10 protein-coding genes and 1 CRISPR repeat array are annotated in these 15,380 nt (G+C 43.9%); all 10 genes read right to left on the bottom strand.

Annotated elements, in window-relative coordinates:
* Positions 1 to 107: 107 nt before the first annotated feature.
* A CRISPR array of direct repeats spans positions 108 to 2,702; the repeat unit is 28 nt; unit sequence GGATCACCCCCGCACATGCGGGGAATAC.
* A 29-nt stretch (positions 2,703 to 2,731) separates the two neighbouring features.
* A complete protein-coding gene (gene cas2e, locus FFM73_RS10625) occupies positions 2,732 to 3,634 on the bottom strand; it encodes a type I-E CRISPR-associated endoribonuclease Cas2e (protein ID WP_137631708.1) in 903 nt (300 codons plus the stop codon).
* Positions 3,631 to 4,584, bottom strand: a complete 954-nt coding sequence (cas1e, locus tag FFM73_RS10620) for a type I-E CRISPR-associated endonuclease Cas1e (RefSeq protein ID WP_137631707.1) — start codon at positions 4,582 to 4,584, stop codon at positions 3,631 to 3,633. The genes cas2e and cas1e overlap by 4 nt, the downstream gene beginning before the upstream one ends.
* Before the next feature lie 4 nt (positions 4,585 to 4,588).
* On the bottom strand, positions 4,589 to 5,257 hold the full coding sequence (gene cas6e / locus FFM73_RS10615) for a type I-E CRISPR-associated protein Cas6/Cse3/CasE (protein ID WP_137631706.1): 669 nt from the start codon (positions 5,255 to 5,257) through the stop codon (positions 4,589 to 4,591).
* 13 nt (positions 5,258 to 5,270) lie between these two features.
* Entirely contained in the window at positions 5,271 to 5,984 is a 714-nt protein-coding gene (gene cas5e / locus FFM73_RS10610) for a type I-E CRISPR-associated protein Cas5/CasD (RefSeq protein ID WP_137631705.1), read from the bottom strand.
* Positions 5,965 to 7,041 (bottom strand): type I-E CRISPR-associated protein Cas7/Cse4/CasC, encoded by a 1,077-nt coding sequence (cas7e, locus tag FFM73_RS10605; RefSeq protein WP_137631704.1) that lies wholly within the window; start codon positions 7,039 to 7,041, stop codon positions 5,965 to 5,967. Before cas7e ends, cas5e begins: the two co-directional genes overlap by 20 nt.
* The gene (casB, locus tag FFM73_RS10600; protein ID WP_137631703.1) at positions 7,041 to 7,667 is read right to left on the bottom strand and encodes a type I-E CRISPR-associated protein Cse2/CasB; all 627 of its coding nucleotides are present in this window, start codon (positions 7,665 to 7,667) and stop codon (positions 7,041 to 7,043) included. The genes cas7e and casB overlap by 1 nt, the downstream gene beginning before the upstream one ends.
* A gap of 8 nt (positions 7,668 to 7,675) precedes the next feature.
* Positions 7,676 to 9,397 carry a type I-E CRISPR-associated protein Cse1/CasA gene (locus tag FFM73_RS10595; protein WP_137631702.1) on the bottom strand — a complete coding sequence of 574 codons (1,722 nt, stop codon included), beginning with the start codon at positions 9,395 to 9,397 and terminating at the stop codon, positions 7,676 to 7,678.
* Positions 9,390 to 12,167 carry a CRISPR-associated helicase Cas3' gene (cas3, locus tag FFM73_RS10590; protein WP_137631709.1) on the bottom strand — a complete coding sequence of 926 codons (2,778 nt, stop codon included), beginning with the start codon at positions 12,165 to 12,167 and terminating at the stop codon, positions 9,390 to 9,392. Before cas3 ends, FFM73_RS10595 begins: the two co-directional genes overlap by 8 nt.
* Before the next feature lie 767 nt (positions 12,168 to 12,934).
* Entirely contained in the window at positions 12,935 to 13,522 is a 588-nt protein-coding gene (locus FFM73_RS10585) for a recombinase family protein (RefSeq protein WP_137631701.1), read from the bottom strand.
* A gap of 299 nt (positions 13,523 to 13,821) precedes the next feature.
* Positions 13,822 to 15,168, bottom strand: coding sequence for an MFS transporter (locus FFM73_RS10580; protein WP_137631700.1), 1,347 nt, complete (start codon positions 15,166 to 15,168; stop codon positions 13,822 to 13,824).
* Between the last annotated feature and the right edge of the window lie 212 nt (positions 15,169 to 15,380).

Below are 15,380 nucleotides of genomic sequence, written 5' to 3'. Positions count from 1 at the left end.
CAAAATAAAGAAAGGAGCAGTGAGACACTGTAAACCTTATCGGTAAAAAACAGCATTTTTTAATCGGCAAAAAACGACATTTTCACATCGGCGTTGACAGTTGTTCGGGATCACCCCCGCACATGCGGGGAATACTCCGTAACAATGATGCGCTTAATGTAGGTGTTAGGATCACCCCCGCACATGCGGGGAATACTGTTTGGCAAGTAGGAAAGTATTAACCTCTGGAGGATCACCCCCGCACATGCGGGGAATACCTGAACGCGATTCTAAAAAATACAATGTGATTAGGATCACCCCCGCACATGCGGGGAATACCCACCCATTGTTGATGCTAAGTAGGTTCTTAACAGGATCACCCCCGCACATGCGGGGAATACCATAAGCGATTAATGGCCTCCTGACTAGCCTCAGGATCACCCCCGCACATGCGGGGAATACCCTAATTGTGTTAAATACGCGTACAACGCCCAGGGATCACCCCCGCACATGCGGGGAATACTCAGGATCTAAAACCCAGTTACCCTTGGCCATAGGATCACCCCCGCACATGCGGGGAATACCCAACTCATTTAAAGCTCCATAATCAATCATTAGGATCACCCCCGCACATGCGGGGAATACCTGGAACAGCCCGGTCATTATAATACCAGCCTAGGATCACCCCCGCACATGCGGGGAATACCTCTTGAAACCGACTCAAATCGACAATTAACTGGGATCACCCCCGCACATGCGGGGAATACTATCTGCCCCTCGTCAATACCTTTCGCAAAAAAGGGATCACCCCCGCACATGCGGGGAATACCGGGAAACATCGACATAGTCTAGCTCTTTCTTAGGATCACCCCCGCACATGCGGGGAATACTAACTGCTGATGATTTGTTCGGATTGAACATTGGGATCACCCCCGCACATGCGGGGAATACTGAATAAGATTGTTACTTCTCTTTTCTCAATTGGGATCACCCCCGCACATGCGGGGAATACCTCGTGGCCCATGGGGATTAATGGACAAAACCGGGATCACCCCCGCACATGCGGGGAATACAAATATTGTTACTCAATCATTGCAAACTACTGGGGATCACCCCCGCACATGCGGGGAATACCCATCCACTTCCTGTGCCGTGATACCATGCTTAGGATCACCCCCGCACATGCGGGGAATACTTTATGAACGATCAATTAGCTGAAGACTTAACTAGGATCACCCCCGCACATGCGGGGAATACCGCAGAGCCACAGCTAGAGGAAATCGAATATTGGGATCACCCCCGCACATGCGGGGAATACCGGGAATCCCGTCACTGATAGCTGAGTACGATGGGATCACCCCCGCACATGCGGGGAATACCGTTTGATCGGGCTGAGACGGTACCAATTTATGGGATCACCCCCGCACATGCGGGGAATACTCAAGCCAGCAATTGTATCATAATCATCGGTTGGGATCACCCCCGCACATGCGGGGAATACACTAGGAGGCTATCAAAATGGATTTTGAAACAAGGATCACCCCCGCACATGCGGGGAATACGGGTCTTCGCCAAAGATGATACCGGCAACGAAAGGATCACCCCCGCACATGCGGGGAATACCTCCAAATACCTGAAGCTAAATTCTGAATACCAGGATCACCCCCGCACATGCGGGGAATACCGATTGCCAGTTTCAGGTGAGTCATGGCCGTCAGGATCACCCCCGCACATGCGGGGAATACAGCCATCTGGCAAGACCTACACACAGGATGATAGGATCACCCCCGCACATGCGGGGAATACTCGCCAAGTTTCTCAGCCGTCTTTAATCGCATGGGATCACCCCCGCACATGCGGGGAATACTAATTCAAACGACGTTTATGTTTCAGATACTGAGGATCACCCCCGCACATGCGGGGAATACCAAAATCACACCAGTCATGCTAGAATAACTGTAGGATCACCCCCGCACATGCGGGGAATACCTGGAGCAAACAACTTTGACACTGTCCCAACTGGGATCACCCCCGCACATGCGGGGAATACATTCTGGCGGTAACATTGATTGAATCGCGTTTGGGATCACCCCCGCACATGCGGGGAATACTCTTTGCTTACAACACCGCAGGAAATCGTGGTAGGATCACCCCCGCACATGCGGGGAATACCCCCTGGGGCTCTTTTTTTGTGCCATAATTTCAGGATCACCCCCGCACATGCGGGGAATACAGTGATTAAGTACAATTTGACAAAAATAAATAAGGATCACCCCCGCACATGCGGGGAATACACTAAGAAAGTATTTGATACCGTTAAGTCAATCGGGATCACCCCCGCACATGCGGGGAATACTCTTTTTGATGAATTTGATCAGCTTGTGGTTTCGGGATCACCCCCGCACATGCGGGGAATACAAAAATCAGCTTCTAGTGGTATTCAATCGCTCAGGATCACCCCCGCACATGCGGGGAATACAGGGTGTCATCGTCTTTAGGAAACTTGATGACGGGATCACCCCCGCACATGCGGGGAATACAACATGCTGCTGAAATTGCACGATCTAAGAAAGGGATCACCCCCGCACATGCGGGGAATACCGGTTACGGCTACCACAACACCGGGAATTGTTGGGATCACCCCCGCACATGCGGGGAATACTGACTTCTTTACCATTGGATAATGTAATTGCCAGGATCACCCCCGCACATGCGGGGAATACACTAAACAAATCCCACTATAGCAGCATTCTTAAAATCGCAAAACCCGTTTTTTTATGAGTTGCTCTGCTAACTCATAAGTTGCTTGAGCATCCGCCAATGCATTATGTGGATGTTCATTTTTAATTTTATATGTTTCCAACACTGTTTTTAACCGGTAATTATCTAAAAATTGGTTATTTTTTTTCACAACGGGCATCAAATCATAAAAATGATTGGCCAAAATTGACAACCTAGTTTTTCGAAAGCTTGCCGTTAAGAAACTTTCGTCAAAGTGAACGTTGTATCCAATCAGAGGTGAGTCACCAATAAATTTTTGAAGTCCACTTAGGGCATCTTCTAAAGATATACCCTCAGAATTCAATTGTTCTGACGTTAAAGTAGTTAACTTTGTTACGGCTGCCTGAATTTTTTGATTGATGTTAATCAGTTGATAAAATTTTTCAACAGCAATACCGGACGATTTGACAGCACCAATCGCTATTATGTTATCTGTAGCAACATCTAGGCCTGTCGTTTCAATATCAATTGAAACGAACGGTTTTGACTGGATGCTAAGCTGTTGTCCCTCACCACTTTTACTTTCGACCCGTTTCGACATTACCTTTGCTTTATGAAATTTAGCAGCATTGCTGAAACCGTGCTTAATTGGCTTATCTGCAGAAACCAAATGCATCATCAAGGGAATGCCGTCATAATCCACCACTTCTCTATCGGGTCGAGTTGTTTTAAAAGTGTACCCCAGTTCGTTGTTGATATTGTAAACCATAGTTGCCTGTCCGTTACCAATATCTCGCATAATGCGGTTCCACAATTCATCTCTGATTTTAGCAGTTACATTGCCAACATAAACGCCGGTTTGAATTTCCTGATACCACTTTGTCAGATCGCCTCGCAGTGAATTAGACACTTTCGTCAACGTAATTACAATCATATCGGCGCGTCCGCCCTCATTTCTTGATATTGGACACCCATTTTTTGCAGTCCAAGCTTGTCATCCCACAAATTCAGCACATCAACATCTTCTTTAACATCAGTTTCACCTAATAAAGATTTTAAATCCGCTACCATCCTAACCAGCAACTTGCTTTCCTTGAAAGTATCACGCATGGCTAGTCTCGTTTTCGACGCAATATCTTTATCTGCTCCAAATTTTGCGGTGGTTTTAAATGCAATGGGAATAGAGTACTCCGCCTTATAGAGATCAGCAAAATCGTAAACAAATGAAAGGTCATGGCCCGTGTGAACGAATCCCAATCCCGCAGATGCTCCCAAAGCTGATATCACACTATAACTCAACCCATAAAGTGCTTGATGAGCAGCCGTGAGCGCTTTATTAATTGGCGTTCCCGAGTCAAAATCATCGGGATTATATTCCCGACGCGACCAAGCAACTTTTGTTTTCTCGGCTTGATCACGATAAACGCGTCGAACTCTGGCACCCTCCTTTCCCCGGAGTTCTTGCATACTCAGTTTTGACACATCAACATCACCAAAACGCATTTGATACATTTTACGTGCAACTTCAATCCGTGTTTTTGAATTAGAAACAAGTCTTGCCTGAGCCACAAGTAACGATGATGAATGATTCAGTGGCCGTCCGTATGCATATTGGCGCACGCCTTGTTCGCCTGTCCAAACACATCCCATACCGGAAGCACCAATCAGCTCCATCGCGCGATGTGTCACATCCACACCTGGTCCAAGCAATAAGACACTGACAACAGCAGCCGGGACAAAAACTATGCCCCGGCTGTCTGAAACTAATATTGCGCTATCCTGGCGATTTAATTTGGCATGCTCAAGGTAGAGAAATGTTACCCGGTCACGTTCGCGGCCTAATTCAGAAAGTTCTGCTTTCTTGGCGCCAAATTTTTTTGACATTTTATCACCTCTCAGGGATAACCGTCATTAATCCCATCCCAAACGCTTTTTCTCGTCCTAACCCATTGATCAGGGTTTGCTTAAACACTGTCAAATCCTGAATTTGTAACAGTCCTTCAAAGGTCACCCGACTTAGCCGGACACCCCGCCCAGATTTACGATGCAACACTGGATGCTCACGGTTTACAATATCAAACGCTAGATCATCCTGATCTGTTGCGTCAGATAATGCTTGACTAACGAGTTTAAACCCAGCCTTGTCAGCTCGTTGTATTAACCATTTCCGCTGTTGTTCTACTGTGACGTGCGGGTAAACGCGCCCTCGCTTTTCCCCCGTATGACTCACTGCATAGCTTGGATTTGCAGTAAGTCTAAATCGCATCAATTCATCTGGTTGTAACTGATTCAAAAACTGATCATAAGCCTTCGTCATTGCGGTACCAGGAACACCATACCGGGACAGTGCCTGCAGATCCGGTTTGTTTTGACTTAATATCAACAGATATTCACGACCAGCGATTTGGTCTAGTCGCCATAAATGTCGTAGTCGCTCTCCCTGTTTCATCTCTTCAGGGAAACTCTGTTCAACCCAGTCATGATAGGCACCTAAGTGAGTTAAGCTCTTAATTTGTTGACGATTATTATTCGCCTTTTCAACTCTCGATAAAAACATAGGGTCCTCCTTTCTAGATAATATTAAAGACGTCATGATCCGTGCCAGCTGTCGTTTTTTCAAAGCTCTGATTCGTCAACTGAATTCTTTGACTGGCAATTGCTCGAAAACTTAATTGTCGGTGACGCTGATCAAAGGAAATTACGTTGTCCTTCGCTAATCCGCTAGTGTGAAGAGACTTCGGTAAAAGATCAGCATCTGCAATCAAATCGACACTAACAACAGATTCTTTTTTTTGACGTTGAAACCACGTTGATGCCTGCCACTCAAGATTACTTAAGGCCTGTACTGGATTTTCATCAGCAACGGTGTGTAATTTCAACGGACCCGCAGGAACATTTGCACGGCGACCCAAAAACAATTGGAATTTTGGGTGTCTTAATGCATCCGCAAGTTCGTCGATCAATTGTGAATCATCACTGCCCACAGCTGCGACAAAGACGGCATCCTGTAAATAGTCTCGATAAGTGATTTTTCGGGTTCCTTTTTTCCATTCAACTGTTTGGTAATCGGTCAATGTCCGTCCAGGCTGGTCAACTCGTACGGCAAATTTAAGATCGTTCAACGCCGTGATCCGGTTGTCATCGCGTCGGTATCCCATGGCAGCGGCGAGCATTCCGATAACCGCACTCTTTGAAGGATAATCGCTCGAGGTTCGGCGGGAAAACGAGGCCTCATTTCCGTATGATTGTAACGGTGAGTTGAAATTAATCGTTAGTGTTTTCATCCTGCACCGCCTTTTTTAACCCATCGGTGACGCTTTGCAAAAGCTCAGTGACATTAGCGACTTTGTCACCATCGTTGGTATCAAATTTACTTAAGACCACACTTAATTTTGGTGTATCGACAAAATCCTGGCTGGTTTCAAACTCGTTTTCAAATTTTTGAATTGATTTTTTAACATAACCATCTTTTGACTTAACTGGTTCTTCAAAAGCCGAAACAAGGTTCACTGGTGTATCCGTCCGCAAATTAACCATGACATAGCTTGGAAGCGTTTTGTTAGCAAACGTATTTTGCTTACCAGTCGGCATTGTTAATAAAAATTCTTTCACAAACGACACTGCACCAGTGATTGCACTGTCTTGGTCCAGGTTGTAGGCCAATTCGTTAATATTTATGTTTGCGTAACGATAAAGTGTAGAGGAATTGAATTCCAAGCTTCCGAGCATGGCTGCACCAGCGTTATCCTCTGGTTGAAGATCATCCAAGGCCGTGAAGTAATCATACTCCGGGACGATCTCATGTGTTGAAAGTGCATGTGCAACCTGAGCAGATGCATCTACATTTAGTTCCGGATTATCGGCTACCATCCGCCCAAATAAGGCGAGATCTAAAGATTGATCGCCGTTTAACACATTCTTAAGCGCTTTTTTATCAAAAGTATCGTTATTCAGCGCATACTGTGCTAATTTTTCGATTTGGCCATGACTAACAAGTAAAAGTGCACCTGTTGAGTTCGTTTTTTTATCTAATTTAACGCCAGCCGTCTTGAAAAGGTCAGCGGTTTTTTCAGTGGCATCCTCATCACTTAAACTTGAATCTAGTTTAATCAATTCATCTTTCAATAATTTAGCGGCTTCTTTAGTACGAATTCCGGCAGAAACATTTTCTTCCTTAAAGCCTTGTCGAACCGCACGTTTCCAACTTTGTGAGGAAACCCGAGCACGCGTCACGCCCCCATAAAGCGCTGTCTTTGGGGCACCTGTATCGTCACGATTAATGTTGGATGATGGGACGGTTTGAATCACATGAACATCAAGATATAAATTTTTGGTTGTCATTAGTTTTTCTCTCCTTTAGTTTGTGAAGACTCTACATTTGAATAATACTGACGACCCCAAGTAAGTCGCACTTGATTAGCCGATTCATAACTAAATTGAAAATGAAAAAGATCGCCTGCTAGGCGCGCGTAGTCAATCTGTTGGTTTCGTTGACTGGCCTTTAGAATGGACACTAGATGGGTCAGTGAGTTGATGACACTGGTGACGTTAGTTGTAGCTAGTAGCGCTTTGACCCGACGATCAAGAGCAACTTGAATATTCTCATTGAGTCGAAGTTGTGCTAGGGCTTTAAAAAACAACGTGCCTTCCGCCTCATCACCATAAGCTCTTCCATAGACGCAAGCATCTGTCCCTTGCTGATGAATGGCGTAGAGTCGAATTGCTGCAAAAGCGGCAGTTTCAGCGTACGTTGGTTCACCAGTTCTGCTCAACTTAGGGGCAAAAGTCTCTGAAACTATCGCCGGCGTTTCTATTCCCGCCATGATAATTGGCCAGACCGCCTGGGCCTGCGGGCTTTCTAAGGAAACCGCATGGCGCGCACTAGCTAATACTGCTTTATTAGGATTGCCGTGATCATAAAGTTGTTGCAGCATTTTATCAACAGAACCCGTTATTGTTTTTGCCATAAATTAAATCACCCCTCTAAATGTTTTTGAACGTTGTGCCGTAGGTAATTATTTGCCGTAAAAATATTTATTTCTCTACTCTTCTCTTTAGTGGTCACAATAATGCCTGTTATATCTCGTGATGTACTAGTCTGCATAAAAGCTTCGGCCGAATCCAAAACAATCTGTCGCAGCTCATGCTTCCACGCCAATTCTTTAGCGTCTCGATCATCATCGTTTGACAGACTCGCTAGCCAAAGCTTAAACGGTGTGTTCAATTGCTCATAAAAGGTTGCACTTTGTTGACTCGCAAAGGATCGTGCATCAAGATTGCGAATTTGCCCAATAGTGGCCGCGAATTGCCAAAAATCCTTGCCAATTTGTTGCGTCGTGTCAATCATATTTTCAATACGAATTGGCCAACGTTGCGTGCCCTCGGTATCAAACAAGACATCCGCTCTAATCGTTAAATCATCGGTGACCTCAACGACCGGTGCCTGTGACGTTGCATTGCCATCACTAACCAGCACAGCACTTATTAAATTCAAATGTCGATTTTTTTCAATTAACCCTTTGTTTTTAAGTGCGTGTAACCAAGTGACCAACCCTGGTTCCACGCCAGTCACGTTTCCATCAGTTTTTTCAACGTTAATGTACTGCCCAAAATTACGCCACATGGCAATGCCAAGCGACCGAGTACTTTTCACCGCTGGTTTAAGGTCATCGGCACCTCCCTGCGCATCGTGCTTCCAGGTTGACATTGGTTCAACCTTAAACGCATTTTCGCTACTGTACATCGGCAGACCAGCGCTGAAAATAGTTGGCTGCTCATTTTCGTCCCATTCAATGTGTAACAGCCGTGCCCATGCGGTATAAAGACTTGATACATCATCTGGCAAGATCATTTTTTTACGCTCAGTCACGTAGTCATTGATGTTGTCATATTCCCAGACGGGCTTCTGTTGGATATAGTGGTCTTTGGTGTCCTGATTGAACAAAATAAGATTCAGCATTAATGTTTCAAAAACTGACTGTCCCTTTGCAGCCACCGGGTTTAGCTTGTACAACCAGCCAGCAGGTGTCGAAAATTTTTCATCAGTTTCAATTTTGGTTTTATCCGTTACACCAGTAAAGTTTTGATACGTTATCAACCAGCGAGTGAGTTCATCTAAAGCAATTTTGTTTTTTTCATCCTCGGATTTAGGTGTAAATAACGAGGGCGTGTTGTTACTTTCTGAAATCAGTCGATTCATTTGCTTGATTGATACTGTTCCAGAGCCGCTTGCAACCTTTTTCTTAGTCGGAACCAATAGGTCATATTGGTCCGCAGTTACTTGATAAAAAGGCTGTGAGCCAAATAAATCAAATTGCTTTTGGTGTTGATTCAAATATCGAATAACAATTTCAGAAAAATGACCTGCCTGAAACAATTGATGCCACGTCTCTTGTAAATCACTTTGATCGTATTCATCGTCATCAACAGATTGACTAACTTGCAGTGCTTCTTTATCGACATCAAGCCATTCATACGGTTCATCATTCGCATCGAATCGTGAATAAACGGTCGTTAAAATTGCCAGAAAGAACCGAAGAATGGCCAAATCCTGTGACCGCATTTCCCCAGCGAGCTGGCGATAATTTTGTGCCTCCTGAAAAAATTCGGTCAAGGAGACAAGTTTTTCTTGATTCGTGTCTTTCTCAATCACTTTAATCCATGGATCGATAACCAAGTTGAACGATTGTTTACTCATTTTCATCCTCCTTCTCATAACTCAGACCAAATTTTGACGAATAATAAAGTCGCCAATTATCGAGCTGAGCCGTATTTTCTTCATTCAGTGGGAGCGCAAGAGCGCCTCGCAGCCAACGACTCTCCTGCCAATTAGGATAATAGTTACCGGTTTGTGTTTCCAAATCTGAAATAATTTGATCAATCCTATAGCTTGGTGTCACCGCGAGTGGCAACCTCACAACCTGTTGTGCTATTTTGACCGGTGGCACGTTATTGATGTTTTGACCAGTCAACAAGAAATCGCCATTATTCGTGTGTTTAATCAAAATAACTTCTAACGTTTCTTGAATATCACGCACAGCTGCGTTTGCCTTCTGTTCGTCTACGTCAACGCGCCTTTGACCGCGACTTAACCAACCGTGAATGGTTGCGTCGTCATCAGATGCCGATACCGTCAAATTGGGCGCCTCAATCTGAAAAATTTTGGCCTTCTTTTCTTCTTTTTCCAAGTCGGTTTCAAATTTCTCTTGGGCACTGTCAAGACCGTCTACTAGTTTATCCGTTTCAGAATCATAGACCGCTTGCACTAAGCGGGAAATATCATTCGGTAATTCAATTGTTTTAGCCAAATAATGATCTGTTTTCATTAATAAATATTTTTCGTAAATCGATTCATTGGCATCGCCATAATCGCCATAACCATTGATGCCCATAACATACAAGTGTGGATTTTTCAGCTTGATCGACCGCTCAATATCATGACGATGCAAACGCCCAGCACGCTGTAAAATCAGATCCATCGGCGCTATATCTGTATACATGACGTCAAAATCAATATCTAATGATTGTTCCAGTACCTGTGTCCCGATCACAATCATTTTGTCCGGACGTTTAGCATGCTTACCAATCGCGTCCTCCAGTTCTCGTTCCCTTGCAACTCGGTCCGGTGCTAAAAATGCAGAGTGGAGAACCATCAATGGCACATCCTGTGGAACCAGTTGTGCAAGTGTTTGCGCCCGCTTTACCGTGTTCACAATAATGCCAGCAATTCCGCCACCCTGAAGGTTTTCCAAAACTGAGTGAATGACCTCTTCGTCATCTGCCTGAACTCTTGTGACTTGCAGGGAGAGGGCTTTTTGATCGCTTTGACCAGAAAAATCTGTAATTTGTTTAATTTCTTTACCGTCAAAAATACTTAGAAGCGGATAAGCTTGATTATCTTGCCAGTTATCTGGCGCAACGACGTTTTTTTTGAAATGTTTCCCATATTTACCCTTGTAGTATTTTTCAAGCAAAGCATTACGCTTCTTTTTAGGTAGCGTCGCAGACAAAATGACAATTGGCATGTGATAAGCGCCCAACCATTCAACTGCCTTATACAGGTATTGACTCATATAAGCGTCATATGCGTGCACTTCATCAAGAATAACGACCTTGTCGCTTAACCCAAGGTGTTTTAAAAACAAGTGTTTTTGTTTCAAGCCTAAGAGCAAAAAATTATCAATGGTGCCAACCGTAAACTTGCTTAGAATCGATTTTTTACCAGCAAACCAGCTATTAACAACCACTGAACCCAAATCATCGACGTTCGAGGCATTCGGAATTGCCTGATAATCTTCATTAAATGCCGCCTTCCCATGCATTAACTTAATGTCAAAATTATCAGTCTGTGTTTTAGCAAGCTTTTTTAACCACTCTTCTACCCGTTCAAACATCGCATTACTAGTGGCTTGTGTGGGTAATCCCATGAAGATACCATCGCAACCTGTTTTATAGGCTAGCTGTTCTGCTGCAACTAAGGCGATTTCCGTTTTGCCCAGTCCCATCGGAGCTTCGATAATCACCATTCCGGGGTCAGTTGTTTTCTCAATTGCTTCAGTCATGGTCCTTTGAACCGGACGGGCATTGAAACCCCAGCGTTTTTGATAAGGATCCGCTTCAATACCTACCTGAGCAGGTACCCATTCTCCGCTCTGATACCAAGCCGAAATTGCGTTTCTAAAACGGCTACTCATATCAATGTCAGACCACGTTTGGTTCAAACCAATCAAAGGAAATAACGGTGTGTTTTCCGAATCGTCTAACGACTCACTAGAAGCCAGCCAATCCGCCATAATCAGCAGTCCCTCCAGCAATACTGCCTCAGGCTGATTAATATCAGGAATTTCATCGACACTATCATAACCTGAACTGCTCAGGCCATATTTAAATAACTGTTCCTGCACACTTTGCCACGTTTGCTGAATCGTTTTGTCAGCTTCACTTTTGGCCACGTCTACCTGCATATAGTTGGCAGTATAGGTATCGATCTGTTGCGTTTGTGGCGAATCCTCTGGGCGACCGTGGTGCCCGCCAATGATGGCAGTCACTGATTCTGGAACGCCTTGAAAATCTAATAGTGCTTCACCAGCACGCGCATGTTGTGATTTACGAGAATCTGACAAGGTCACATTATCTAAACCCGTAAAACCTTGGCGAATTAGCATTTCTAAAAGTTCCGCGTCAAGGCCTAGATCTCCATCAAACGACCGCTTCGTTTGAAAGGCCGGTGTGGCTTTCCCAATGTCATGCGTAAAGCCTATAAACTTAACAAGTCTTTCCGCGTCCTCTTCGGAAAACTGCTGCGTTAATAATTGTCTTTGCCCAGGACTTAACCAATGATTAAAAAGCCAATTTATCGTACTCTGTGTATCAATGAGATGAGTAATTAGTGGTAACCAGTAATGCTCATCATCCTCGGATCGTTTTTTAGCCCAAAGACTTGTCGCTTGATTCGTTAAAGTAACCAGAACTATCACACTCCTTTATTTCCGATACATGTATCTACGTAATCGACCCTTTACTGCTTTGCTTTTCTAATACGTTTCTTGATCGATAATCATAATATGGAATCAATGGTCTAAAAGTATAAAAAAGCCCTTATTTTTATAATAATTTAAAAGCGGTTTCATTAATAGTCCTATTTGTGATTTTTTATCGTAATCCCAACTCAAACAAAACAACTATGGATCCATACCTAAAAAATATGCGTTTAAATTCTACCAATATTTGCGAGCATCAAAAATCCAATGTCGCTAAAAAATACCCATTGCATCATCGAAAATCAAGCCCTTGGTTTAATTCGTGATGGTCAGGTTGCTCACTCCCCTGTTAAATAATATGGATATAACTAAAGTTAATGTAATTGATAATAAAACTGACGAGGAATAAGTTATGCCAATATATTAAACTGGGAAAGATTAAAGTGGCTAATATATAATTGCCTCGAAAAACACTGCCCAGTTGCCATGAGTGTGCGACTATTATGCTTATTGCGAACGCCATAAAAAATGTTCAACCAGATTAAGAATTATAAGTGTATCACCATGCGCTATGATAAATTGGCGTTTGTCTTCTTGAAAGCCATATACATTTGCCGCTATTTTAGCTTGGCCCAAATAGTTTTTAGATAGGGCCTAAGCTACTACTGATTGTAAGATGATTTTTATTTTAAGCAAACACTCACCTTCAATCTTCAGCAACAACCCAATTAGTATTATCTTAACTCAAGGTATCTCTAATTTCTTTTAATCCTATATTTAACACGGTACCTAATAAAAGTCGACCGTTTAATCCCAGTATTACGGGAAACATCCACATCACTCATGCCGGCTTGATAAAGTTTAAACGCATGCAACAAACGCGGGTCATCTTGGGCATATTGAGGTTTGCGACCATGATATTTACCTTGCTTTTTGGCCAAAGCAATCCCTTGTTGCTGGCGCTCAATAATCCGCTTCCGTTCACTTTCGGCCTGATACTTATACAGTTCAATGATTAAGTTAGTCATCAGTTGACGTAAGTTAGGATCCGCAATCCCCGTCATGGACGGCAAATTCAACACATCTAGGGTGGCACCTTTGTTCTGAATGGTGTTCATAATCTTAGTTAAGTCCTGGTTGTTTCGGCCCAAGCGGTCTAATTCAGTAACCAGGACAATATCGCCTTCACGGATATAGGCCAGCATTTTTTGCAGTTCTGGCCGATTAGTGTTAGCCCCACTTAATTTATCCGTAAATAATTTATCAACGTCTTTTAAAGCCGCTAACTGTCGATCTAAATGTTGCTCCTTGGAACTCACACGCGCATAACCGATTTTAGCCATTTCCAATTCTCCTTTTGGACAGTTCTAATGAACACTTGTAATTCCTAGTATAGCACAGAAATAAAAAAGACCAATAGGGTATACCCTAGTGGCCGTTTTTGATCCATTATCAATGGCTTTTTAAATTAGGGCCTAGTACTTTTGGAATGGAAATACTTTCCAACACCAAAAATTCTAGACCCAATTTTATCAGAACAACTAACGCTAAAATCGGTTTTTCCAGAATGTTGCTCTCTGAAAAAACCGATTTTTAGCATATCGTCAAAGTTTCATGATCATTAGTACAATGGCTCATTGTACTATTCGCCAGCCGCGATCTTTGCCACGTGATGTTCATGAATGGCAATGTAACACAATAACAGCAAAGCTAAACCAGCCGCCGTGTAAAGCACCGTGTTGCTGGCAATCCAGCCAAATTTTGCTACCAAAATTCCGATTAAAGCCGTTGCCAACGTTTCACCGAAGATATACTGGAAGAAACCCATGAAGCCTGTCGACGACCCCACAGCGAACTTTGGCACAGACTCATTGACCATCAGACCCACCAAAGTTAGCGGCGCGTAAATCAAGCTACCCATGATGAGTAATACAATAATAATCGCTAGATGACTGGTGCTAAAGAAGTACGTCGTGAGACAGATCAGTAACCCGATCACACACCCGATACAAACGATCGCCCGCCGATCTTTCAGTAAATCAGAAATGGCCCCCATCAAGATAACGCCTGGAACTGCGGCCAATTCAAAGATACCAACTAACCATTTAGCCGTTCCCGGATCAAAGCCTTTGAATTGCGTCAGGTAACTCGGAATCCAACTCATAATGCCGTAACGGACTAAATATAAGGACATTGACGTCAACGTGATAGCCCAGACAACCTTGTTGGTCAAAATGTACCGAACGAAAATCTGCCACAAAGAGAGATCAGTTAATTCGGCCCTCGTGGCCTGACCATCATCTAAAACGACTTCGTCACCGGTGTACTCGCCGATGCTAGGTAACCCCACCGTTGCCGGACGATCGGCGCCCGCTAAGACAATGAAGATGGCAATGACAATCGAGACAACCGATGCCGTGTAGAAGACGGCCGCAATTGAGTGCGTAAACATCAACGTGGCGATTTGGACCACGGCCACACAGATAAAAGCACCGGCGTTATGCGCCGAAGACCAGACGGCATAGACGGTTCCCCGCCACTTTTTACCCCACCATAGCTGTACGGTTCGCTGGCAGGCCGCCGCACCCATGCCTTGGGCCACCGACATGACCAACATGAGGAGCATCATCACGTAGAGGTTACGCGTGGAGCCCAAGCCAAAGTTCAGGATGGCGGAAATAAAGAGACCGGTGGCCAAATACCACTTCGGATTACTCTTATCACTCAGTGCCCCCATGAACAGCTTGGAAATCCCGTAACCAATCCCAAAACAAGACATAACCAACCCAATATCTGCGGTGGTAAACCCATACGCCTTCATGATGTCATTTTGCTCGGTTGTAAAAATCAAACGAATAATATAATAGCCAATATAACCGATACAAATTGACAACAAAACACCTGTCTGCCGTAAACGATAAGTCCCCACAACTTTTTCAGTAGGAACTTTCACTTTAGCATCTGGTGCGGGCTTCAGAAATGAAAACATAAGCTCATCTCCTATGTAACAAATTGGTAAATCCTTGATACACTTTTAATGTACCACAAGGTTGATTTAACATCAATGTAAGCCCTTACACTTTAAAATAATTTTGTTCATTAGGTAGATTGCAAATTTAATCCGAATTTTTGGACAAATTTGTCAGCATAACCTGATACGGTGTTTGCCAGTCGAGTATTTTAAGCGGTCGCTGGTTAATT

The organism is Secundilactobacillus hailunensis (assembly GCF_005405185.1).
In the GTDB taxonomy this organism is placed as follows: domain Bacteria; phylum Bacillota; class Bacilli; order Lactobacillales; family Lactobacillaceae; genus Secundilactobacillus; species Secundilactobacillus hailunensis.
Note: the sequence above shows the minus strand (reverse complement) of the source record. Positions and strands in the feature narration are given on the sequence as shown.